The sequence below is a fragment of the Klebsiella sp. 141203 genome (assembly GCF_032601985.1).
GTDB lineage: Bacteria > Pseudomonadota > Gammaproteobacteria > Enterobacterales > Enterobacteriaceae > Klebsiella > Klebsiella aerogenes.
This window is the reverse complement of sequence record NZ_JAQIRL010000003.1, coordinates 563,830-586,452: the sequence shown is the minus strand read 5'-3', so window position 1 is coordinate 586,452 and position 22,623 is coordinate 563,830. Positions and strand designations below refer to the sequence as shown.

Sequence of the window (22,623 nt, the reverse complement as noted above, 5' to 3'; positions counted from 1 at the left end):
GTCCTCTCCTTAAGGGACTCAGCCTACCGAAGTCAGCAAGCCATATTTTAAACCCGTCATCCTTCAGTCCACACCGCCATCAGGCATCTTCACTGTCGCCTCGATGCGGGCTGAACAATTTTATGTAAGCTCGCGTTCAAACAATACTATCGATTCCAGGTGCCCGGTGTGCGGGAACATGTCCAGCATCGCCAGACGTTGAATATGATATCCTGCCTGAAGCAACGCCTCACTATCGCGCGCCAGCGTCGCCGGGTTACATGAAACATAGACCACCCGCCGCGGAGCCAGCTTGATAATATGCGCCATCACGCCCGGCGCGCCGGCTCTTGCCGGGTCGAGCAGAATTTTATCAAAGCCATGCTTCGCCCAGGCCTGCCGGGTGACATCCTCTTCCAGGTTTTCATGAAAGAAAGTCACGTTCTGCAACCCATTGAGGGCGGCATTTTCTCGTCCCTTCGCCACCAGCGCGGGCACGCCTTCGACGCCCACCACGCTCGCCGCCGCTTTGGCCAACGGCAGGGTGAAATTGCCCATACCGCAAAACAGATCCAGAACGCGGTCCTGCGGCTGAATATCTAACCAGGCCAGCGCCGTACGCACCATCTTCTGGTTTACGCCATCGTTGACCTGGATAAAATCGCGCGGACTGAACACTAAGCGTAGTCCGTCTGACGTGTACCAGGGTTTATCGCCGCGAATATGTTCAAGTATCTCGCTTTGCGGCGCGAGGTACAGGGATAGACCGTGAGTTTGCGAAAAACGTTCCAGTTTTTCTTTATCCGCCGCCGTCAGCGCGGCGGTATGGCGTAAAACCATCAGCGGTCCATTGTCCGCCTGCACCAGTTCAACGTGGCCAAGTTGACGTTGTGATTGCAGGCTGGTTAAACACTCGCGCACCGCGGGTAACAACGCCTCAAGTTGGGGCACCAAAACAGGGCACTGCACCACATCGATGATTTCGCTGGAATTGGCCTTGCGAAAACCCATCTGCAGTTGTTGGGTCTTTGGCTGATAATTCAAGCTCAAACGCGCCCGACGACGGTAGCCCCAGGGTTCAGCGGCTATAATGTCGTCAACGTCACGTTTCATCAGGCGGGAGAGCGCGGCGCGCTTGCTTTGCTGCTGTAGTTCAATGCTCGCATGTTGCTGCTGACATCCGCCGCAGACGCCGAAATGCGGACAGCGCGGCGCGACGCGCTGTGGACTGTCGTTCAGGCGGCGTTTAACCTGAGCGCGGGCATACTGTTTTTTATCCTCTACCAGCACGACTTCCGCCTGCTCTTGCGGCAACAGGCCGGGGACAAACAGCGCCTTACCCTGATGACGGGCTACGCCCTGGCCAAAGGGATCAAGGTCATTTACCGTCACGGTTATGATCTGGCGCGTCGTCACACGCCGTTTTGCAGAGTAGAATTGCGCCATCGTAGAGGATTATCTCAAAAATATACTGACTCTATACATGAAATCATTCGGGCTACCAATGCAGAAGCCGTCTGAAGGTTGATATGTATATTCTCCCATAATGGAACCGCATGACCAACTACAGCCTACGTGCTCGCATGATGATTCTTATTCTGGCGCCGACCGTTTTGATTGGTTTGCTGCTCAGTATTTTCTTCGTCGCCCACCGCTATAACGACCTGCAGCGGCAGCTGGAAGATGCCGGCGCCAGTATTATTGAACCGCTGGCGGTATCCAGCGAATACGGTATGAATTTGCAAAATCGCGAGGCGATCGGCCAACTTATCAGCGTGCTTCACCGCCGCCATTCCGATATTGTGCGGGCCATTTCCATTTATGATGCTAAAAACCGGCTGTTCGTTACCTCTAACTTCCAGCTCGATCCGCGAGAAATACAGCTCCCGCGCGGCGCGCCCTTCCCTCGCCGCCTGAGCGTCACCCGCCACGGCGATATTATGGTGCTGCGCACGCCTATTGTGTCAGAAAGCTATCTGCCCGATGAGTCGCCGGAAAGCGATGCTAAAATGCCGGGCAACATGCTTGGCTATGTGGCGCTGGAGCTCGACCTTAAATCTGTGCGCCTGCAGCAGTACAAAGAGATATTTATCTCAAGCGTCATGATGCTGTTTTGTATCGGCATTGCGCTGATTTTCGGCTGGCGCCTGATGCGCGACGTGACCGGGCCGATTCGTAATATGGTCAACACCGTTGACCGCATCCGCCGCGGCCAGTTGGATAGCCGCGTTGAAGGTTTTATGCTCGGCGAGTTGGATATGCTGAAAAACGGCATTAACTCGATGGCGATGTCGCTTGCGGCATACCACGAGGAGATGCAGCACAATGTCGATCAGGCGACTTCGGATCTGCGCGAAACGCTGGAGCAGATGGAGATTCAGAACGTCGAGCTGGATCTGGCGAAAAAGCGCGCCCAGGAGGCCGCGCGCATCAAGTCAGAGTTCCTTGCCAATATGTCGCACGAGCTACGAACCCCGCTTAACGGCGTCATTGGCTTTACCCGCCTGACGCTGAAAACCGATCTCAACGCTACCCAGCGCGACCACCTGACCACCATCGAACGTTCGGCGAATAATCTGCTGGCCATCATCAATGACGTGCTGGATTTCTCCAAGCTCGAAGCGGGCAAGCTGATTCTGGAAAGCATTCCTTTCCTGCTGCGCAATACCCTGGATGAAGTGGTGACCTTGCTGGCGCACTCGGCGCACGATAAAGGCCTTGAGCTCACCCTCAACATCAAAAATGATGTCCCGGATAATGTGATTGGCGATCCGCTGCGCCTGCAGCAGGTGATCACAAATCTGGTGGGTAACGCGATTAAATTCACCGAGCACGGCAATATTGATGTGCTGGTTGAACAGCGGGCGATAAGCAATTCCAGAGTACAAATTGAAGTACAGATCCATGATACCGGTATCGGCATTCCGGAACGCGATCAGTCGCGGTTGTTCCAGGCCTTCCGCCAGGCCGATGCCAGTATCTCGCGCCGCCACGGCGGCACCGGCCTGGGGCTGGTTATCACCCAGCGTCTGGTCAAAGAGATGGGCGGCGATATCTCATTCCATAGTCAGCCGAACCGCGGTTCCACCTTCTGGTTCCATATCAGTCTTGACCTGAATCCGAACGCCATTACTGACGGTTTCGATACCCATTGCCTGGCGGGCAAGAAGCTGGCCTACATTGAAGCCAATGCTACCGCCGCGCAAAGCACGATGGAACTGCTGGCGACCACGCCGCTGGAAGTGGTCTACAGCCCGACGCTATCAGCGCTGCCGGATGCGCACTACGATATTTTACTGGCCGGTATTCCGGTGTCGATGCGCGATCTCAGCAACCAGCGGGATAAGCTGGTCCGCGCCTGCTCGCTATCCGATACCCTGGTGCTAGGGCTACCGTGCCACGCGCAGGTTAGCGCCGAAGAGCTGAAAAGAAACGGTGTTACCGCCTGCCTGCTTAAACCATTGACCTCCACGCGGCTTTTCCCGGTGCTGATGGCCTCTTGCCGCGCGCAGCCGCCGGTGCCACAGCCCTATATCGATAGCGATAAACTGGCGATGACGGTAATGGCGGTAGATGATAACCCGGCCAACCTTAAGCTTATTGGCGCGCTGCTGGACGATCTGGTGCAGCATGTCATTCTGTGCGATAGCGGCCAGGATGCCGTAGAGCAGGCCAAACAGTCGCAATTGGATCTCATTCTGATGGATATTCAAATGCCGGATATGGACGGTATTCGCGCCTGCGAATTGATCCGCCAGCTCCCGCATCAGCAGCAGACTCCAGTGATCGCGGTGACCGCTCATGCCCTTGAGGGGCAACGCGAGAAACTGCTGGCCGCCGGGATGAACGATTATCTGGCGAAGCCGATTGAAGAAGATAAGCTCAGCACCCTGCTGTTGCGCTATCAGCCCGGCATGCACGTCGCCGCCCCGCAAATCGCTGAACCGGTGGAGCCGGTTATCGATCATAACGTCACGCTCAACTGGCAGCTGGCGCTGCGTCAGGCGGCCATGAAACCAGACCTCGCTCGGGAGATGCTGCAAATGCTGCTCGCCTTTATGCCGGAGGTGCGCAATAAAGTTGAAGAACAGCTGGTTGGCGAGACGCCGGAAGGTCTGCTGGATTTAATCCATAAGCTGCACGGTAGCTGCAGCTACAGCGGCGTACCGCGGCTGAAAAAACTGTGCCATACCCTTGAAAGCCAGTTGCGCGCCGGTACCGCGCCGGAAGAGCTGGAGCCGGAACTGCTGGAACTGTTAGACGAGATGGATAACGTCGCCCGCGAAGCGTGCAAGATGGGAGTGTAAACCCCGGATAGCGGCGCTGCGCGCCTTATCCGGGCTACCTATGGCACTGGGCCCACCCATTGCACTGGATCTGAAGGCCCGCGCAAGCGCAGCGCCGCCGGGCAATATCCGCGGATAAGGCGCCGCTTTTGCGCCGGATGGCGGCTGCGCCTTATCCGGCCTACGGTCCGTGCGGCCTGCCGGGATAAGTCGAAGGTACCACGAAGTGGCGATTTGGCGGCCAGAGCCCGGGAGTACAGAGGGCGGCGGCGACTGGCCGCCCTCTGTGCGCTCCCTGCGCCACGGAAAACATATTGCAGAAAAAATTAACCGGGAGCGCAATATACTCTGAAGCGAAACGGGATAAACGCCTTTCTCAAGCTATAAAGTTGCAAACCGATAACAGTTGGTAGCCCCGGTAAGCGTAATGTACGACCGGATACATAGGTTACAGATCAGACCGGGAACATAGGTAACACTTTCCTAGTCTATCCGGATAATACTCTGCGCTCTCCGGTCATAGTAAGCCAGTGTCATTCCGTTAAAGATGATGGCCTCAATACCATCATCTTTTTCTTCCAGCATGATGTATTCCCCAAGCAGTGACTCGCTCAGGAACACTTCCTTCCCGATATGTATTACCCCCTTTGACATTACCCTGTACAGTCGGGCACCCTCAGGCCACTCATAGTCAGGGACCTTTCCATTCCAGCGCCTCAGGGAAGGACGCCACACCTGATCGGGGGTGGCGCCGTCCAGCGCTTCATGCGGACGTTCATGGTTGAACTCTTTTCGGTAATGACTGAACCAGACCTGCTGCTCCTCCAGTGTTCTGAAGATATTCCCGTGCTTCAGTGCACTTTTCAGCGAGCGGTGCATTCGTTCATGGCGGCCATTTTCCTCCGGATGCCCCTTCCTGATACGCTCCGGCCTGATGCCCAGTTTGATTAGCCAGACCGACAGACGACTGAGTCCCGCCACGCCGACACCAGCAAAGGGCTGCCCGTTATCCGTCCGCAGCACATCGGGCAGGCCATATTCCAGGAACGCATCGGTGAGGCACTGCCGGGCGAAAGCGGTGTTCTCATGATGGTTACCTCTGCAGCTCAGAAGATAGCGGCTGTGGTTATCCGTCAACGTAAACGGATGGCAGTATTCCCGGCTCAGCAACCTGAACTTACCTTTAAAATCAGCGCTCCAGACCTGATTGATTTCCCGGATGGGGGTCAGCGGCTGTCGGTTACCTGGGGCTCTGTGCTTTCGCTTTCTGTCCGGCACGAGACCTTCGCGTTTGAGAATATCGCCGATAGTGCTGGCTGCCGGAACCGGAAAGTCGACCCGATGATTCAGAGGCCACATACGCAGCTTTTTCGGCCCCCAGTCAGGGTGTTTTTGTCGTAATGCGATCAGATGCGTGATGATATCAGGTGGAACAATACGGGAATGAGAATGTGGCGCGCGTGAGCGGTCAAAAAGGGAAGCGGGTTCGGACGGGTCAAATCGTTCGAGCCACTTATACCCGGTTTTACGACTGATGTCGAAGCGACGGCACAGTGCGGAAAAAGAGTCCGTACCAGCGAAGCTGGCACGGATAAAATCAAGACGTTGCATCGGTAGGGTCTCAGCCCAGGGCATAGCGAGTCTCCTCTTCTATGCCAGTTATAACTGTTACCCATGTGTCCGGTCTAAAGTGTTACCTATGTTTCCGGTTTGTACCTAAGCGCCACCGGGGAGGGTTCCCGGATAGCGGCGCTGCGCGCCTTATCCGGGCTACAAATACCACTGCGCCGGCCGGGTTACCGCCTACCGCCCATCTGCAATACCGCGGCCACGTTACGTGCCGTCATCCGCACGTTGGCGGCGGCGTTCGCCAGCGCCTCTTCCAGGGTACAGACGGTATACAACACGCTAAAGACCGCATCCAAACCATGCTGATGCACGACGCCAACATCGGCGGTCAGGCTGCCGGCAATCCCAATCACCGGCACGTTGAAGCGTTTCGCGACCTTCGCCACCCCCACCGGTACCTTGCCGTGAATGGTCTGGCTATCGATACGCCCTTCACCGGTAATCACCAAATCGGCATCAGCCACTAGCTCTGCCAACCCCAGCGCGTCGGTCACAATCTCAATTCCCGGGCGCAGGTTGGCGCCGCAAAACGCATACAACGCCGCCCCCATACCACCCGCCGCGCCGCCCCCTTCCAGGCTCAGCACGTCGATATCCAAATCGCGGGCGATAGTCTGCGCAAAGTGTTGCAGGCCGTGGTCAAGACGCTCAATCATCGCCGCCGTCGCCCCTTTTTGCGGGCCAAACACCGCGCTTGCCCCCTGCGGGCCGGTTAACGGGTTGGTGACGTCGCAGGCGACATCAATCCGGCAATCCGCCAATCTCGGATCCAACTCGCTAAGATCGATCCGCGCCAGCGTCTCCAGCGCGCCGCCGCCAGGCGCAATTTGCTGTTGCCCAGCGGTCAATAATTTCGCCCCCAGCGCCTGTGCCATACCGGCACCGCCGTCATTGGTCGCGCTACCGCCGATACCAATAATAATCTGCGAAACCCCTGCATCCAACGCGTGACGAATCAGCTCGCCGGTTCCCCAGGAGGTGGTCAGTAGCGGATTACGTCGCGTGGGTGGCACGCTTTCCAGTCCGCTGGCCGCCGCCATTTCGATATAGGCGCAGCGCATATCGCCGGACAGGCCATAAAAGGCTTCGACCGGTTCGCCAAGCGGCCCGGTAACGCTGACCTGTACGATATGCCCTTGCGTCGCGGCAACCATCGCCTCAACGGTACCCTCGCCGCCGTCGGCAACCGGGACTTTAACGTACTCCGCATGGGGATAAATCTCGCGAAACCCCGTTTCTATCGCGGTAGCGACATCCAGCGCACTCAGGCTCTCTTTGTAAGAATCCGGCGCGATCACTATCTTCATAAGTGTCCTTAATATGAATAACCCCGGCGACCGGCAGTTGCCGACCCCAACAGGGTCGGCGTTATCTTAGCGAACCATGCAAGGACGTTTGTTATCAAAGGTCCAGTTCGGGATTAAATATTGCATCGCCATGGCGTCATCACGAGCGCCCAGGCCATGTTTCTTATATAGCTCATTAGCCTGCATCACGCGGTCCATATCCAGCTCAACCCCCAAACCTGGCGCCGTCGGCATTTGCACCATACCGCCTTTGATTTCAAACGGTTGTTTGGTCAGACGCTGGTTGCCCTCCTGCCAGATCCAGTGGGTATCGATAGCGGTAATTTTACCCGGCGCCGCCGCAGCCACATGGGTAAACATCGCCAACGACACGTCAAAGTGGTTATTGGAGTGCGAACCCCAGGTCAGGCCAAATTCATGACACATTTGCGCCACGCGCACCGAGCCCTGCATGGTCCAGAAGTGCGGATCCGCCAGCGGAATATCCACCGATTGTAACGACAGCGTATGGCCCATCTGCCGCCAGTCGGTGGCGATCATGTTGGTCGCGGTCGGCAGCCCGGTCGCCCGACGGAATTCGGCCATCACTTCGCGCCCGGAGAAGCCTTGTTCAGCGCCGCAAGGATCTTCCGCATAGGCCAGCACGCCTTTCAGCTGTTTACCTATCTGGATGGCTTCATCAAGCAACCAGGCGCCGTTCGGGTCGAGGGTCACGCGCGCATCAGGGAAACGCTTCGCCAGCGCGCTAATCGCTTCGGCTTCTTCAAAACCGGCCAACACCCCGCCCTTCAGTTTAAAATCATTGAAGCCATATTTTTCGTAAGCGGCTTCCGCCAGACGAACCACCGCCTCCGGCGTCATCGCCTCTTCATGACGAATACGGTACCAGTCGCACTGTTCATCCGGCTGGCTTTGATAATCCAGCGGTGTCGCGTGGCGGTTACCGACAAAGAACAGGTAGCCCAGCATTTCGACTTCGCTCCGCTGCTGGCCGTCGCCAAGCAGAGAAGCAACGTTCACGCCCAGATGCTGGCCCAGCAGATCCAGCAGCGCCGCTTCAATCCCGGTCACCACATGAATGGTGGTGCGCAGATCGAAAGTTTGCAGGCCACGGCCGCTGGCATCACGGTCAGCAAACTGGTTACGCACGGCGTTCAGCACATTTTTGTACTCGCCCAGTGTCTTACCTACCACCAGCGGCGCGGCATCTTCCAGGGTCTGGCGGATCTTTTCGCCGCCGGGGATTTCGCCAACGCCGGTATGCCCGGAGTTATCTTTGATGATAACGATATTACGGGTGAAGTACGGCGCGTGCGCGCCGCTGAGGTTCATCAGCATGCTGTCATGCCCGGCAACCGGGATTACCTGCATGGCAGTCACAATTGGCGTTGAAGATGATGTAGTCATAGCGTAATCCTTTTTAATTAATGACGGCCGAAAACGGGGCGTTTACGGTCGAATGTCCAACCGGGAATCAGATACTGCATCGGGCCCGCATCGTTACGCGCGCCGCCTGGCAGCGCCTTATAGGCCTCATGAGCTTTATGCACCTGTTCCCAGTCCAGCTCCACGCCGAGTCCCGGCGCGTCTGGCACGGCGATTTTGCCGTTGATAATCTGCAGCGGATTTTGCGTCAGGCGCGCATCGCCCTCCTGCCAAATCCAATGGGTATCGATAGCGGTCGGATTGCCCGGCGCCGCGGCGCCGACGTGGGTAAACATCGCCAGCGAAATATCAAAGTGGTTGTTCGAATGACAGCCCCAGGTCAGCCCCCAGTCATCGCACAACTGCGCCACCCGAACCGCGCCGGAGAGCGTCCAGAAGTGCGGGTCCGCCAGCGGAATATCGACGGCGTTGAGCATGACCGCATGCCCCATCTCGCGCCAGTTGGTGGCTATCATGTTGGTCGCCACCGGCAGCCCGGTGGCGCGACGGAACTCGGCCATCACTTCCCGGCCGGAAAAGCCCTGTTCCGCGCCGCACGGATCTTCGGCATAGGTCAGGACATCCTGCAGACCTTTACACAGCGTAATCGCTTCATCCAGCAGCCAGGCGCCGTTCGGATCGACGGTAATGCGCGCGTCAGGGAAGCGTTTTTTCAACGCGCGGGCGGTATCAATCTCCTGCTCGCCAGGTAACACGCCGCCTTTTAGCTTAAAGTCTTTAAAACCGTAGCGATCCTGCGCCGCCTCCGCCAGTCGCACCACCGCGTCGCTATTCAGCGCCTGCTGGTGACGAAGACGGTACCATTCGTGGTCGCCCGGCGTCCGCGCAAGATAGCCCAGATCGGTTTTTTCGCGGTCGCCGATATAGAACAGGTAGCCCAGCACGGTCACCGCATCACGCTGTTTGCCCGGCCCCAATAGTTCGCAGACCGGGACATTCAACACCTTGCCAAGCAGGTCGAGCAGCGCGGCTTCCAGCGCCGCCACCGCATTGACTTTCAATTCGAAGGTCCATGCCCCTTTGCCGAAGGTGTCGAAATCCGCCGCCTGATTGCCTTTATGTACCTGCTGCACGACGCGGTTGAGGCGAGCGACCTCCTGTCCAACCACCAGGGGAATGGCATCGACCAACGTCTGGTAGATGACTTCGCCGCCGGGCGCTTCGCCGACGCCGGTATGCCCGGCGTTATCGGTTAACACCACTATGTTGCGGGTAAACCAGGCGTTATGCGCGCCGCCGATGTTCATCAGCATGCTGTCGTGCCCGGCGACAGGAATCACCTTCATTTCGGTAACGATTGGGCTGGATTGGGTATTCATGATTAACGCCCCGCAACCGGTTTAAGTTCGATACGTTTGATATCGCCAACCAGCACCAGGTAGCTGAGAACCGCCACCAGAGCGTGGATACCGACGTAAATCAGCGCGCCGTTGAAAGAGCCGGTGGTGCCGACGATATAGCCGATAGCGATAGGGGTGACGATGCCGGAAATATTGCCGAACATGTTGAACAGACCGCCTGAGAGGCCGCTAATCTCTTTCGGCGCGGTGTCCGCCATTACCGCCCAACCCAGCGCGCCAATGCCTTTACCGAAGAAGGCCATCGCCATAAAGCCGATGATCATCCATTCCACGTTGACGTAGTTACACATCAGCATGGTCATGGACAACAGCATACCCAGTACGATCGGCGTTTTACGCGCGATATTCAGCGAGCCGGTACGGCGCATCAACCAGTCGGAAATAATCCCGCCCAACACGCCGCCGACAAAGCCGCACACCGCCGGGATTGAGGCGACAAAGCCCGCTTTGAGGATCGACATGCCGCGCGCCTGCACCAGATAAACCGGGAACCAGGTGATAAAGAAGTAGGTTAACGCGTTGATGCAGTACTGGCCGATATAGATCCCGACCATCATTCGCGAGCCGATCAGTTGCTTGATTTGGCCCATTTTGACGTTAAAGGGCACCTTCTGCGCACTGCTCTTTTGATCCATATTGATCAACGCGCCGCCTTCGGCAATGTAGTCCAGCTCTTTCTGGTTAACGCCTGGGTGGTTATTGGGATCGTGGATCACTTTCAGCCACACGAAGCTAATGACAATACCCAATCCGCCCATAAAGAAGAATACGTGCGACCAACCCACTTCATGGGTCAACCAACCCATAATCGGCGCGAAAATAACGGTGGCAAAATACTGCGCGGAGTTAAAAATCGATACCGCCGTCCCTCTCTCCTGCGCCGGGAACCAGGCGGCCACAATCCGGCTATTGCCAGGGAACGAGGGCGATTCGGCAAGGCCGACGAGGAAGCGCAGGGTAAACAGCGCGATGATAATGCCAAAACCGCTAAAGATATCGACGAAGCCCTGCAGCAGGGTAAACACGGACCAGATAAAGATGGACCAGAAATAGACGCGTTTAGAACCAAAGCGGTCAAGCAGCCAGCCGCCTGGGATCTGTCCGATCACATAGGCCCATGAAAACGCGGAGAAAACATAACCCATGCCAACAGGATCGAGGCCGATATCCCTGGCCATTTCAGAACCGGCAATCGACAACGTCGCGCGGTCGCCATAGTTAAAGGATGTGACGATAAACAGCATCACCACTATCCAATAGCGAGCATTGGTGCGCTTTTCAGCGGCGCTCGCAGCCTGACTTAATGAACTCATTGTTGTACTCCTGAATCATAGCGTTTAGCTACGTTCATTCTGAACAGCACAACCTGTAGGGTAATCAGAATGACGTGTTAGTGTTTTTTTCGTTATATCTGGCGTACTGCTTTTGTCACTGGCAGGAAAAGTATAAAAAGAGGCGTCGGCGGGCTCACCGTGCATATACACAGCTTTAGCGGGTGATACTGCGTTAGTTTGTGGCGTATGCCTAAGGTTATGGGGAGTAGTTCACGGAAATGGAAAACCGTCACCCGCTGATGGGTCGATGAACGACATTACCTTCAGAGTGTGAATCGGCTCTCTTGACGCCGGGGAAACGCAAAGAAAAAAGCCATAACGATAAAGTGGTTATCAGGCAGATGCCCGAAGCCGGGCGCGATGGAGAACGTTAAGATAACCCTGACCGTTTATCCGGCCACTGGCGGCTTAAGCGCGCCCTCTACGTAGGGAGAGGGCGTACTTAACATGATTACTCGAGCAGTTTAGCCCACGCTTCTACCCAAGGGTTGGAAACGCTTTCTGGTTCCGGGTCTTCGCTGGCGTCGATGGTGAGCATCTCGCCAATACGACGCGCGCCCTGCTCCTGCAGCAGCGCATCAAAGGTTTTACCGCCGCCGCAGAAGTTAGCGTAGGTGCTATCGCCAAGCGCGATAATGCCGTAGCGCAGATGCGGCTGATACATATCTTTAATGCCTTCATACAGCGGAACGATGCTGTCCGGCAGATCGCCCTGCCCGGTGGTCGAGGTCACGACCAGCACGTATTTGCCGGTATAGGATTCCCAGTCTTTCACTTCCGGGTCCTCAAATACCGTCGCTTTATGCCCCAGCCCGCTCAGAATGGCTTCCGCCTCCTCGGCGACCAACAGCGAGTTTCCATACATCGTGCCGACAAAAATTCCGACTTCTGCCATAGTGATTATCTCCCTGGATTATCCGCGATACTCTCATCCTGACCGCTGTCGTCGGCAAACTCAACCCTTTCATTTAACGGGAGAAGCCCGCGCCAGCCAAACTGCGACAGCGCGCGCATCCAGACATCATCCAGACCCGCGCGAATCGTTAGCGGCTCGCCGGTAAACGGGTGTGTTAACGATAGCTGGCTGGCATGCAGCATCAGACGATTGCAGCCGAAATGTTCAGCGGCGCTGCGGTTTTGCCGTAGATCGCCATGTTTGCTGTCACCGAGGATTGGATGGCGCAGATGGGCCAAATGGCGACGCAGCTGATGTTTACGCCCGGTTTTCGGCTCCAGCTCCACCAGCCCGTAGCGGGTGGTCGGGTAACGGCCGGTGGCGACCGGCATTTCTACCGTCGCCAGTCCGCGATAGTGGGTCACCGCCGGCTGCGGGCCTTTATCTTCACGAGCGAATTTATCGGCGATTTTGTCCAGCTCTTCTACAAGCGGATAATCCAGCACCGCCTCTTCAGTCAACCAGCCGCGAACGATGGCGTGATAGCGTTTTTGCATCTGGTGTTGTTCAAACTGCTGCGCCAGCAGCCTGCCCGCCTCGCTCGATAATCCCATCAGCAGCACGCCGGAAGTCGGCCGGTCCAGACGATGAGCGGTGAAGACGTGCTGGCCGATTTGATCGCGCACGGTCTGCATCACCACCACTTTCTCATCGCGATCCAGCCAGCTGCGGTGCACCAGCCAGCCGGAAGGCTTATTCACCGCCACCAGCCACTGGTCCTGATAAATAATCTCCAGCATCAGGCGTTTTCGTCCGCGAATAATGCATCCAGCAGCAGTAGTTCAGCCACGATAGCTTCGCGCGCCGGATGAGCTTTATCCAGCGCCATCTCGTAATAGGGCGCGACGGCAAAGTTCTGCGGCAGCGGCATACCGCTGGCAATCAGTTGATGCATACGCGGGATCAGCACCCACTGTAGCCATTCCAGCGGCTCGAGCGTGTCCAGGCAAAACGGCTGCTCGCTGGCGAAAGCGCTGCTATCCGGCGCCTGTTCCTGCCAGTGGTTTGTTTCGCGCAGCAGCGCTTCAATGGCGTGCAGGCGATCGCGCACGCTAGCGTGAAGGGTCATGGGGAAACCTCGATGAATTGTAAACCGGGCGCAGGATAGCAAATCCGCGAGAGAAATAAAAAAAGGGAGCACTGTATAAACAGTGCTCCCGGTTCGTTTTGCAGCATTCCAGCTACATTGGTGCTCCCTGCTCGTCCTTGAAAACTTTTCCTGAGGTCTCCTGACCAAGTTCATCCATAAACTAGCGCATCCTGCTTTCACACCACCCCGATGTGAAATAACTTATCCCTAAGTGTGTCCAGATCTTCCTGATCCACCGTTCATCCTGAGCGGCTCTCGTTCTCCATCCTGGAGGTGTCCTTTACGCGTTCCTGCGTTATCCTTGCTTCATCCTGAAGCCTGTCCTTGCAACGCCATCCTGGCGGGTCCTGTAGAAGAGCCATCATCCTGATGTTCTCTTCATTTGCGACTTCCTGTCGACGTACATAGGATCACTGATTCCGCCTCTTCTTACAAGACTTACTACGACAATCTCTTAAGATTAGTGGCCAAACTAAAAGACCACATAATTACCAAATCATTTTATAACAATAAGTTAGATGTAATCACTACGTAAAAAATTGCTGAAAATGATGACGATCTCTTACAGGTCTTGTAAGAGATCTCTCACAAACCACCAGGGTAAATGGATTACAGAAGGGGCTCAAGCTGATTCAGGAAACTCGCAAGCGAGTGAGAAAGGGTCTCTCTTTTTCGGGTTCCGAGCGTCTCTTTAATGACTTCGCCGCTCAGGTTGCAAACCGAAATAACCTCCAGTTCGCTATCCAGCGTGGCGATAAACAGCGTCGGCGATAGCTTGAGGCGTTTTTGCACCACCAGGTGACCAATAAGGTTTTCCTGCACTCGCTGGAAATCATCCGGGCTCCAGGCCTGCAGCAAAGTAAGGTTCTGTGCCGCGAAGCGGGCGTGCATATCGCCAGCGAACTGAGTGGTATAATAACTATGAATTGGCTGTTGTACCACAATCTCCAGCGCTCGTTCAACTCCATCGAGATGGTGTTCTAACGTAAACGGCTGCGGCTGCCAGAAAACGGCATCGTCTTCACTGGCGCTAATACAGGGAGATGGGATGCCATAAAGGTCTTCGCTGCGCGGCAGACTGGCATAACGCTGCTGCCAGGCATCGCAGTAACGTTGGGTAAATGATTGCAGCGCTTCTATGGTCTGATGATCCACCGGTTTCTCTCTTCACGTTAGACAGGATACACTTGGCATATAGTGTACCCGCTTTACTATGGTGAAACATGTCTTCTTACGATAATCATCAGGCGCTGGCCGGCCTGACGCTCGGTAAATCAACGGATTACCGCGATACCTATGACGCTTCGTTGCTGCAGGGCGTGCCGCGCAGCCTGAACCGCGACCCGCTCGGCCTGCACGCTGATAATCTACCGTTCCACGGCGCCGATATCTGGACGCTGTACGAGCTGTCGTGGCTGAACGCCAAAGGCCTGCCGCAGGTCGCCGTCGGCTACGTGGAGCTGAGCGATACCACCGTCAATCTGGTGGAATCGAAAAGCTTTAAACTGTACCTGAACAGCTTCAACCAGACCCGCTTCGCCGACTGGCAGGAAGTCCAGGCCACGCTGACCCGCGATCTCAGCGCCTGCGCCCAGGGCGAGGTCAAGGTTTCGCTGTACCGACTCGATGAGCTGGAAGGGCAACCGGTCGCCCATCTGCATGGCGCCTGCATCGACGATCAGGATATCGAGATTGATAACTATCAGTTCAGCGCCGACTACCTGCAGGATGCTGCCAGCGGCAAAGTCGTCGAAGAGACGCTGGTCAGCCATCTGCTGAAATCGAATTGTCTGATCACCCACCAGCCGGACTGGGGCTCGGTACAGATTCAATATCGCGGGCCGAAAATCGATCGCGAAAAACTGCTGCGCTATCTGGTGTCGTTCCGCCACCACAATGAATTCCATGAACAGTGCGTCGAACGCATCTTTAATGATGTGCTGCGTTTCTGCCGTCCGGAATCGCTTTCCGTGTACGCTCGCTACACCCGCCGCGGCGGCCTGGACATCAATCCGTGGCGCAGCAACGGTGAATTCGTGCCGGCAACCGGCCGTCTGGCGCGGCAATAAGCGAAATTTTTCACACTTTGCGTGCGTTAACGCGTACGCAAGGTTGTGGAAAGACTACGGCCAGGGCTATTGTAATCACAGGAAGACGATAATCGTCCTGTAAGGAGTTCACTTGATTACACACGTTAGCCCGCTTGGTTCAATGGATATGCTGTCACAGCTGGAAGTGGATATGCTTAAACGCACCGCCAGTAGTGACCTGTATCAACTCTTTCGCAACTGCTCGCTTGCTGTGCTCAACTCGGGGAGCCTGACCGATAACAGCAAGGAGCTACTGTCTCGTTTTGAAAACTTCGATATTAACGTGCTGCGCCGCGAACGCGGCGTGAAGCTGGAACTGATCAACCCGCCGGAAGACGCTTTCGTCGATGGCCGTATTATCCGTTCCCTGCAGGCCAACCTGTTTGCCGTGCTGCGCGATATCCTGTTCGTCTACGGGCAGATCCACAACACCGTCCGCTTCCCGAATCTCGATCTCGAAAGCTCAATTCACATCACCAACCTGGTGTTCTCTATTCTGCGCAACGCCCGCGCGCTGCACGTCGGCGAAGCGCCGAATATGATTGTCTGCTGGGGCGGCCACTCTATTAATGAAAATGAGTACCTGTACGCGCGCCGCGTCGGTACCCAGCTTGGCCTGCGCGAACTGAACATCTGCACCGGCTGCGGGCCAGGCGCCATGGAAGCGCCAATGAAAGGCGCCGCCGTCGGCCACGCCCAGCAGCGCTATAAAGACAGCCGCTTTATCGGCATGACCGAACCTTCCATTATCGCCGCTGAGCCGCCAAACCCGCTGGTCAACGAACTGATCATCATGCCGGATATCGAAAAGCGTCTCGAAGCGTTCGTACGCATCGCCCACGGTATTATCATCTTCCCGGGCGGCGTGGGTACTGCGGAAGAGCTGCTTTATCTGCTGGGCATCCTGATGCATCCGGATAACAAATCACAGGTGCTGCCGCTTATCCTCACCGGGCCGAAAGAGAGCGCCGACTACTTCCGCGTGCTGGACGAGTTCATCGTTCATACCCTCGGCGAATCGGCTCGCCGCCACTACCGCATTATTATCGACGATGCCGCGGAAGTGGCGCGCCAGATGAAAAAAGCGATGCCATTGGTCAAAGAGAGCCGCCGCGAAACCGATGACGCCTATAGCTTCAACTGGTCAATTCGTATTTCGCCGGACCTGCAGATGCCGTTTGAGCCAACGCACGACAATATGGCTAATCTCAAACTTTATCCGGACCAACCGGTGGAAGTGCTGGCCGCCGACCTGCGTCGCGCCTTCTCCGGTATTGTCGCCGGCAACGTGAAAGAAGTCGGTATTCAGGCCATCGAGAAATATGGCCCTTACAAGCTGCATGGCGATCCGGAAATGATGCGCCGCATGGACGATCTGCTGCAGGGCTTCGTTGCCCAGCACCGCATGAAGCTTCCGGGCGGCAGCGCCTACATTCCGTGCTACGAAATCTGCTCCTGATAACGTGATACCTCTCCCGGGCGGCGGTCGATACCCTGCCCGGGTACTCCCGCCCGCAATTTCCAGTTAATTAATTTTTCTAATTAATGATTCGTAGAGTTTCCACATAGCCAATCGTTTGCGTTTCCAAAAAGAGCAATAAAATTCACCATAAAAATAACATTATGGCGAAAAAACGTCGTTTACATCACTTTTTTGCAGCAAAAACCTCGTTATTTGGTAACAGAGCTTTTATCTCATGTGCTGCAAATGATAGCCTTCGCGCCACATTTATCTGGCTGATCACCATAAACAGACTGTTGGGCTAAAAACGTTCAGATTTAAAGTGGATTATTGCATTTGGGATCCCGATCACTGATGTATTTTCCATATAAATGTATCTTGCCGCCCAATTGTTACGGAGAAAATTTCTAAAAAACCGTAAAGCAACGAATTTCATATTATTTAATCGTTTTTATTTACTAGATTTTGTTGATTCCTCCAGGAGATACAGATGGAAACCACACAAACCAGCACTATCGTTTCGGGTGAAACCCGCAGCGGATGGCGCAAAACGGATACCATGTGGATGCTGGGCCTGTACGGCACGGCGATCGGCGCGGGCGTTTTGTTCCTGCCAATCAACGCCGGCGTCGGCGGTATGATCCCACTGATTATCATGGCTATTCTGGCCTTCCCGATGACCTTCTTCGCACACCGCGGTATGACCCGCTTCGTGCTTTCCGGTAAAAACCCGGGTGAAGACATCACCGAAGTGGTTGAAGAACACTTTGGCGTGGGTGCAGGTAAGCTGATTACTCTGCTCTACTTCTTCGCAATCTATCCGATTCTGCTGGTTTACAGCGTGGCTATCACCAACACCGTCGAAAGCTTCATGGCGCACCAGCTGCACATGACGCCGCCGCCGCGCGCCATTCTGTCCCTGATCCTGATTGTCGGCATGATGACCATCGTTCGTTTCGGCGAGCAGATGATCGTTAAAGCAATGAGCATCCTGGTATTCCCGTTCGTTATCGCGCTGATGATTCTGGCTCTGTATCTGATCCCACAGTGGAACGGCGCGGCGCTGGAAACCCTGTCGCTGAGCAGCGCGACAACAACCGGTAACGGTCTGCTGATGACCCTGTGGCTGGCGATCCCGGTGATGGTCTTCTCCTTTAACCACTCGCCGATCATCTCCTCCTTCGCGGTCGCGAAGCGTGAAGAGTACGGCGAAGGCGCTGAGAAGAAATGCTCCAGCATCCTGGCGCGCGCTCACATCATGATGGTGCTGACCGTTATGTTCTTCGTCTTCAGCTGCGTACTGAGCCTGTCTCCGGCAGACCTGGCGGCGGCGAAAGAGCAGAACATCTCGATTCTGTCTTACCTGGCGAACCACTTTAATGCACCGGTTATCGCCTGGATGGCGCCGATCATCGCGATGATCGCTATCACCAAATCCTTCCTCGGCCACTATCTGGGCGCTCGTGAAGGTTTCAACGGCATGGTGATTAAGTCTCTGCGCGGCAAAGGCAAAACCATCGAAATCAACAAACTGAACAAGCTGACCGCGCTGTTTATGCTGGTCACCACCTGGATTGTGGCCACGCTGAACCCGAGCATCCTCGGCATGATTGAGACCCTGGGCGGCCCGATTATCGCGATGATCCTGTTCCTGATGCCGATGTACGCTATCCAGAAAGTTCCGGCCATGCGCAAATACAGCGGCCACATCAGCAACGTCTTCGTTGTGATTATGGGCCTGATTGCCATCTCCGCGATTTTCTACTCTCTGTTCAGCTAATTCTCTTAAGACCTCCCCTCGCGCCGCTTAACGGCGGCGCGCTTTCCGACAGTACTGGAATACATCATGATCAGCGTATTCGATATTTTCAAAATCGGCATTGGCCCATCCAGCTCCCATACCGTTGGACCGATGAAAGCGGGCAAACAATTTACTGACGACCTGATTGCGCGCGGCCTGCTGGCTGACGTCAGCAAAGTCGTCGTTGACGTTTACGGCTCCCTGTCCCTGACCGGTAAAGGCCACCATACCGATATCGCCATTATCATGGGGCTGGCCGGCAATCTGCCGGATACCGTCGACATCGACGCGATCCCGGGCTTTATCCAGGACGTTAACACCCACGGCCGCCTGCTGCTGGCGAACGGCCAGCACGAAGTCGCGTTCCCTGTCGACCAGTGCATGAATTTCCATGCCGACAACCTGTCTCTGCATGAGAACGGCATGCGCATTACCGCGCTGGGCGGCGACAAGGTACTCTACAGCCAGACCTACTACTCCATCGGCGGCGGCTTTATCGTCGATGAAGAGCACTTCGGCCTGACCACCGAAGCGCCGGTTGCCGTGCCTTATCCGTACAAAAACGCCGCCGACCTACAGAAACACTGCAATGAAACCGGCCTGTCGCTCTCCGGGCTGATGATGCAGAACGAGCTGGCGCTGCACAGCAAAGAAGAGCTGGAACAGCACTTCGCCGCGGTGTGGGAAGTGATGAGCGCCGGTATCGAGCGCGGTATCACCACGGAAGGCGTGCTGCCGGGCAAACTGCGCGTTCCGCGCCGCGCCGCCGCGCTGCGCCGCATGCTGGTGAGCCAGGACAATACCAACAGCGACCCGATGGCGGTCGTGGACTGGATCAACATGTTCGCGCTGGCGGTAAACGAAGAGAACGCCGCCGGTGGCCGCGTTGTCACCGCGCCAACTAACGGCGCGTGCGGTATCGTTCCGGCGGTACTGGCCTACTACGACAAGTTTATCCGTAAGGTGAACGCTAACTCTCTGGCCCGCTATATGCTGGTCGCCAGCGCCATTGGCTCGCTGTATAAGATGAACGCCTCTATCTCCGGCGCCGAAGTCGGTTGTCAGGGCGAAGTCGGCGTGGCCTGCTCGATGGCCGCGGCCGGTCTGGCGGAGCTGCTGGGCGCCAGCCCGGCTCAGGTGTGCATCGCCGCGGAAATCGGTATGGAACATAACCTCGGACTGACCTGCGACCCGGTTGCCGGCCAGGTGCAGGTACCGTGCATCGAGCGTAACGCCATCGCGGCGGTCAAAGCGGTTAACGCCGCGCGCATGGCCCTGCGCCGTACCAGCGAACCGCGCGTGTGCCTCGATAAGGTTATCGAGACCATGTATGAAACGGGCAAAGATATGAACGCCAAGTACCGCGAAACCTCTCGCGGCGGCCTGGCGATGAAAATCGTCGCCTGCGATTAACGCCTCTGGCCCGGCACGCTTCGGTATGTCGGGCCAACTCTCCTCCAGCCCTGGCTCATTCTGCGAGCCTGCTTCCCGAACTTCGCTCTACCAATAGCCTCGCCTTGCCACCGATGTTACCCTTACAACCTGAGAACAAAGGGAGGTATCTTGTGGCTGTTCATCTGTTAATTGTCGACGCGCTCAACCTGATCCGCCGTATTCATGCGGTACAGGGTTCACCCTGCGCGGATACCTGCCTGCACGCCCTGGAACAGCTTATCGTCCACAGCCAGCCGACGCACGCCGTGGCGGTGTTCGACGATGAAGACCGCGCCCACGGCTGGCGCCATCAGCGGCTGCCGGAATATAAAGCCGGGCGCGCGCCGATGCCGGAAACGCTGGAGGCGGAAATGCCGGCGCTGCGGGCGGCCTTCGAACAGCGCGGTATCCGCTGCTGGGCGCTGGCCGGCAGCGAAGCGGACGATCTGGCGGCCACACTCGCCGTTAAAGTTGCCCAGGCCGGGCATCAGGCGACTATTGTCTCGACCGATAAAGGCTACTGTCAGCTGCTGTCGCCGACCATCCGCATCCGCGACTATTTCCAGAAACGCTGGCTCGATGCGCCGTTTATCGCCAATGAATTCGGCGTGACGCCGGAGCAACTGCCGGACTACTGGGGTCTGGCGGGGATTAGCAGTTCGAAAGTACCGGGCGTTGCCGGAATTGGGCCGAAAAGCGCGGCGCAGCTGTTAACGGATTATCAGGATTTAGAAGGCATCTACGCGCGGCTTGCGGATGTGCCGGAGAAGTGGCGTAAGAAACTTGAAGAGCATAAAGAGATGGCGTTTACCTGCCGGGAAATCGCCCGCCTGCAAACGGATTTACAGCTCGATGGCAACCTGCAACAGCTGCGTTTGCCATCCGCGTGATCCCCGGCCGCGCTGATGCGTGGCCGGGGCTGCTGAGCGCTGATTAGCGCTCGTCGCGGCGGCCGCCGACCGCCGCCCACAGGCGACGCACGTGCACGGTCACTTCCTCACGGTCGTGATACAGCTGACGGGCCTGAATCTGCGCGTTAATACCGTGCTCATCAAGCTGCGCCTGGATATAGGCCAGGTTTTGCGACACCTCTTCATAGCGCTTTTTCATCGGCAGCTTAAGGTTAAAAATGGTCTCGCGGCACCAGCCGTTCACCAGCCACTGGGCCATTAACGCCGCCACCTTCGCCGGTTTCTCAACCATGTCGCACACCATCCACGAGATGTTGTTGCGGTTCGGACGATAGCGGAAGCCATCTTCACGCAGCCAGGTCACCTGTCCGGTATCCATCAGGCTCTGCGCCATCGGGCCGTTATCGACCGAAGAGACCCACATGTTGCGCTTCACCAGCTGATAGGTCCAGCCGCCCGGGCAGGCGCCGAGATCCACCGCGTACATGCCATTCGCCAGACGCTCGTCCCACTCATCCGCCGGAATGAAGACGTGAAATGCCTCTTCCAGCTTCAGCGTCGAACGGCTCGGCGCATCGGAAGGGAACTTCAGGCGCGGGATCCCCATATAAAACGGCGAGTTGTTATTGCTAAAGGAGTAGCCGGTGTAACAGCAGCCGGGGGCGATAAAGAACACGTGCACCACCGGACGCTTCGGCGTTTCATAGTTGGTCAGCACGCCGGCTTCACGCAGCGCCGCGCGCAGCGGCACCGTGAACTTGCGGCAGAACTTCATCAGCTCTTTGCTTTCGTTGGTATCCGCGACCTCAACGCGCAGATCGCCGCCCTTTTCCACCACGCCCTGCAGCATGCCGACGATTGGCGTGATTCGGTCTTCCGGCGGCAGGTCGCGCAGCAGTTCGCCAACAACGAACATCTGACGCGCGAAAATCAGCGAGCTAAACGGTAGATCGCGCACCAGCTTCTCGCCATCGCCCTGCTGATAGCACTCAAAAATCACATATCCGGAGTCGTCTTTGACCCGGGCAAAACCAAATACCTCAAGGCGGGCTGCCTTATCGGTAATTTCTGCTGCGCACTCTTTCTCAAACCCGGGGCGACAATAGAGGACAACCTTATTCATGAACAACGCCCTTACGTTTCAGACGAATTGCACCAATTAACATTAATACCCAACCGGCAAGGAAGCAGACGCCGCCTACCGGGGTAACGAACGCCCACAGGCGTAAATGCGACAGCGCCAGGCAATATAAGCTGCCGCTGAACAACACGGTTCCCAGCGCCAAAAACACGCTGCTCCAGTAAAACCAGATGCTTATCCGCCGCTGCATGGCGACAGACAGGCCTAAAATCGCCAGCGTATGAAACGCCTGATACTCAAGGCCGGTGTGGATCCAGGCCATTTCGGCCGCACCCAGCGATTTACTTAATACGTGTGCGCCAAAGGCGCCCAGAGCCACAAAAATAAAGCCGCTGATGGCGGCAAAAATCAGCATAAAACGGCTGGTCATGTTGATACCCTACAAAGTCAGTTAACG

Annotated in this window: 18 protein-coding genes; 6 read left to right on the top strand and 12 right to left on the bottom strand. The window is 56.4% G+C overall.

The genetic code is table 11. The features are described from left to right. Window positions 1–120: 120 nt before the first annotated feature. The gene (gene rlmD, locus PGR29_RS15345; RefSeq protein ID WP_316424797.1) at window positions 121–1,425 is read right to left on the bottom strand and encodes a 23S rRNA (uracil(1939)-C(5))-methyltransferase RlmD; all 1,305 of its coding nucleotides are present in this window, start codon (window positions 1,423–1,425) and stop codon (window positions 121–123) included. Between the two features lie 110 nt (window positions 1,426–1,535). On the opposite strand from rlmD, the gene barA reads away from it, so the two are divergent. Next, complete coding sequence (barA, locus tag PGR29_RS15340) at window positions 1,536–4,286, top strand: two-component sensor histidine kinase BarA (protein ID WP_213793481.1); 2,751 nt, start codon at window positions 1,536–1,538, stop codon at window positions 4,284–4,286. A gap of 462 nt (window positions 4,287–4,748) precedes the next feature. Here barA and PGR29_RS15335 read toward each other — a convergent pair whose 3' ends face one another. The 9 genes from PGR29_RS15335 to syd all read right to left on the bottom strand — a co-directional run bounded on the left by PGR29_RS15335 (window position 4,749) and on the right by syd (window position 14,542). Next, a complete protein-coding gene (locus PGR29_RS15335) occupies window positions 4,749–5,876 on the bottom strand; it encodes an integrase core domain-containing protein (RefSeq protein ID WP_316424796.1) in 1,128 nt (375 codons plus the stop codon). A gap of 185 nt (window positions 5,877–6,061) precedes the next feature. Further along, on the bottom strand, window positions 6,062–7,201 hold the full coding sequence (locus PGR29_RS15330) for a glycerate kinase (protein ID WP_316424795.1): 1,140 nt from the start codon (window positions 7,199–7,201) through the stop codon (window positions 6,062–6,064). Between the two features lie 66 nt (window positions 7,202–7,267). Beyond that, window positions 7,268–8,608 (bottom strand): glucarate dehydratase, encoded by a 1,341-nt coding sequence (gene gudD / locus PGR29_RS15325; protein WP_316424794.1) that lies wholly within the window; start codon window positions 8,606–8,608, stop codon window positions 7,268–7,270. A gap of 17 nt (window positions 8,609–8,625) precedes the next feature. Beyond that, window positions 8,626–9,966: an enolase C-terminal domain-like protein gene (locus PGR29_RS15320; RefSeq protein ID WP_316424793.1), complete on the bottom strand. Its 1,341-nt coding sequence runs from the start codon at window positions 9,964–9,966 to the stop codon at window positions 8,626–8,628. Between the two features lie 2 nt (window positions 9,967–9,968). After that, the gene (locus PGR29_RS15315) at window positions 9,969–11,321 is read right to left on the bottom strand and encodes an MFS transporter (protein ID WP_087858600.1); all 1,353 of its coding nucleotides are present in this window, start codon (window positions 11,319–11,321) and stop codon (window positions 9,969–9,971) included. 472 nt (window positions 11,322–11,793) lie between these two features. Continuing rightward, on the bottom strand, window positions 11,794–12,237 hold the full coding sequence (locus PGR29_RS15310) for a flavodoxin (protein WP_087858601.1): 444 nt from the start codon (window positions 12,235–12,237) through the stop codon (window positions 11,794–11,796). Window positions 12,238–12,242: 5 nt separating this feature from the next. Continuing rightward, complete coding sequence (gene truC / locus PGR29_RS15305) at window positions 12,243–13,037, bottom strand: tRNA pseudouridine(65) synthase TruC (protein WP_015703313.1); 795 nt, start codon at window positions 13,035–13,037, stop codon at window positions 12,243–12,245. Then, window positions 13,037–13,366, bottom strand: coding sequence for a YqcC family protein (locus PGR29_RS15300; protein ID WP_113372950.1), 330 nt, complete (start codon window positions 13,364–13,366; stop codon window positions 13,037–13,039). The genes truC and PGR29_RS15300 overlap by 1 nt, the downstream gene beginning before the upstream one ends. A gap of 630 nt (window positions 13,367–13,996) precedes the next feature. After that, window positions 13,997–14,542 (bottom strand): SecY-interacting protein, encoded by a 546-nt coding sequence (syd, locus tag PGR29_RS15295; RefSeq protein ID WP_032712431.1) that lies wholly within the window; start codon window positions 14,540–14,542, stop codon window positions 13,997–13,999. 68 nt (window positions 14,543–14,610) lie between these two features. Here syd and queF point away from each other — a divergent pair, with 68 nt between their 5' ends. From queF to xni, 5 genes are all read left to right on the top strand, one after another. Beyond that, complete coding sequence (gene queF / locus PGR29_RS15290; RefSeq protein ID WP_045377479.1) at window positions 14,611–15,456, top strand: NADPH-dependent 7-cyano-7-deazaguanine reductase QueF; 846 nt, start codon at window positions 14,611–14,613, stop codon at window positions 15,454–15,456. Between the two features lie 112 nt (window positions 15,457–15,568). After that, window positions 15,569–16,936 (top strand): nucleotide 5'-monophosphate nucleosidase PpnN, encoded by a 1,368-nt coding sequence (ppnN, locus tag PGR29_RS15285; protein ID WP_045397613.1) that lies wholly within the window; start codon window positions 15,569–15,571, stop codon window positions 16,934–16,936. A 493-nt stretch (window positions 16,937–17,429) separates the two neighbouring features. Next, window positions 17,430–18,719, top strand: coding sequence for an HAAAP family serine/threonine permease (locus PGR29_RS15280; protein WP_087858603.1), 1,290 nt, complete (start codon window positions 17,430–17,432; stop codon window positions 18,717–18,719). 66 nt (window positions 18,720–18,785) lie between these two features. Next, a complete protein-coding gene (locus tag PGR29_RS15275) occupies window positions 18,786–20,153 on the top strand; it encodes an L-serine ammonia-lyase (protein WP_213793485.1) in 1,368 nt (455 codons plus the stop codon). Window positions 20,154–20,305: 152 nt separating this feature from the next. After that, window positions 20,306–21,064: a flap endonuclease Xni gene (gene xni / locus PGR29_RS15270; RefSeq protein ID WP_213317155.1), complete on the top strand. Its 759-nt coding sequence runs from the start codon at window positions 20,306–20,308 to the stop codon at window positions 21,062–21,064. Between the two features lie 43 nt (window positions 21,065–21,107). Here the strand turns inward: xni and rlmM are convergent, their stop codons facing one another. Together rlmM and PGR29_RS15260 are read right to left on the bottom strand one after the other, a co-directional pair. After that, a complete protein-coding gene (rlmM, locus tag PGR29_RS15265; protein ID WP_015369947.1) occupies window positions 21,108–22,208 on the bottom strand; it encodes a 23S rRNA (cytidine(2498)-2'-O)-methyltransferase RlmM in 1,101 nt (366 codons plus the stop codon). Continuing rightward, on the bottom strand, window positions 22,201–22,596 hold the full coding sequence (locus tag PGR29_RS15260) for a DUF423 domain-containing protein (protein ID WP_015369946.1): 396 nt from the start codon (window positions 22,594–22,596) through the stop codon (window positions 22,201–22,203). The genes rlmM and PGR29_RS15260 overlap by 8 nt, the downstream gene beginning before the upstream one ends. Window positions 22,597–22,623: the final 27 nt, after the last annotated feature.

Bases quoted from the DNA above. Each gene is read 5' to 3' on its own strand.
- rlmD (WP_316424797.1), bottom strand. From the start codon at position 1,425: ATGGCGCAATTCTACTCTGCAAAACGGCGTGTGACGACGCGCCAGATC.
- barA (WP_213793481.1), top strand. From the start codon at position 1,536: ATGACCAACTACAGCCTACGTGCTCGCATGATGATTCTTATTCTGGCG.
- PGR29_RS15335 (WP_316424796.1), bottom strand. From the start codon at position 5,876: ATGCAACGTCTTGATTTTATCCGTGCCAGCTTCGCTGGTACGGACTCT.
- PGR29_RS15330 (WP_316424795.1), bottom strand. From the start codon at position 7,201: ATGAAGATAGTGATCGCGCCGGATTCTTACAAAGAGAGCCTGAGTGCG.
- gudD (WP_316424794.1), bottom strand. From the start codon at position 8,608: ATGACTACATCATCTTCAACGCCAATTGTGACTGCCATGCAGGTAATC.
- PGR29_RS15320 (WP_316424793.1), bottom strand. From the start codon at position 9,966: ATGAATACCCAATCCAGCCCAATCGTTACCGAAATGAAGGTGATTCCT.
- PGR29_RS15315 (WP_087858600.1), bottom strand. From the start codon at position 11,321: ATGAGTTCATTAAGTCAGGCTGCGAGCGCCGCTGAAAAGCGCACCAAT.
- PGR29_RS15310 (WP_087858601.1), bottom strand. From the start codon at position 12,237: ATGGCAGAAGTCGGAATTTTTGTCGGCACGATGTATGGAAACTCGCTG.
- truC (WP_015703313.1), bottom strand. From the start codon at position 13,037: ATGCTGGAGATTATTTATCAGGACCAGTGGCTGGTGGCGGTGAATAAG.
- PGR29_RS15300 (WP_113372950.1), bottom strand. From the start codon at position 13,366: ATGACCCTTCACGCTAGCGTGCGCGATCGCCTGCACGCCATTGAAGCG.
- queF (WP_045377479.1), top strand. From the start codon at position 14,611: ATGTCTTCTTACGATAATCATCAGGCGCTGGCCGGCCTGACGCTCGGT.
- PGR29_RS15280 (WP_087858603.1), top strand. From the start codon at position 17,430: ATGGAAACCACACAAACCAGCACTATCGTTTCGGGTGAAACCCGCAGC.
- PGR29_RS15275 (WP_213793485.1), top strand. From the start codon at position 18,786: ATGATCAGCGTATTCGATATTTTCAAAATCGGCATTGGCCCATCCAGC.
- rlmM (WP_015369947.1), bottom strand. From the start codon at position 22,208: ATGAATAAGGTTGTCCTCTATTGTCGCCCCGGGTTTGAGAAAGAGTGC.
- PGR29_RS15260 (WP_015369946.1), bottom strand. From the start codon at position 22,596: ATGACCAGCCGTTTTATGCTGATTTTTGCCGCCATCAGCGGCTTTATT.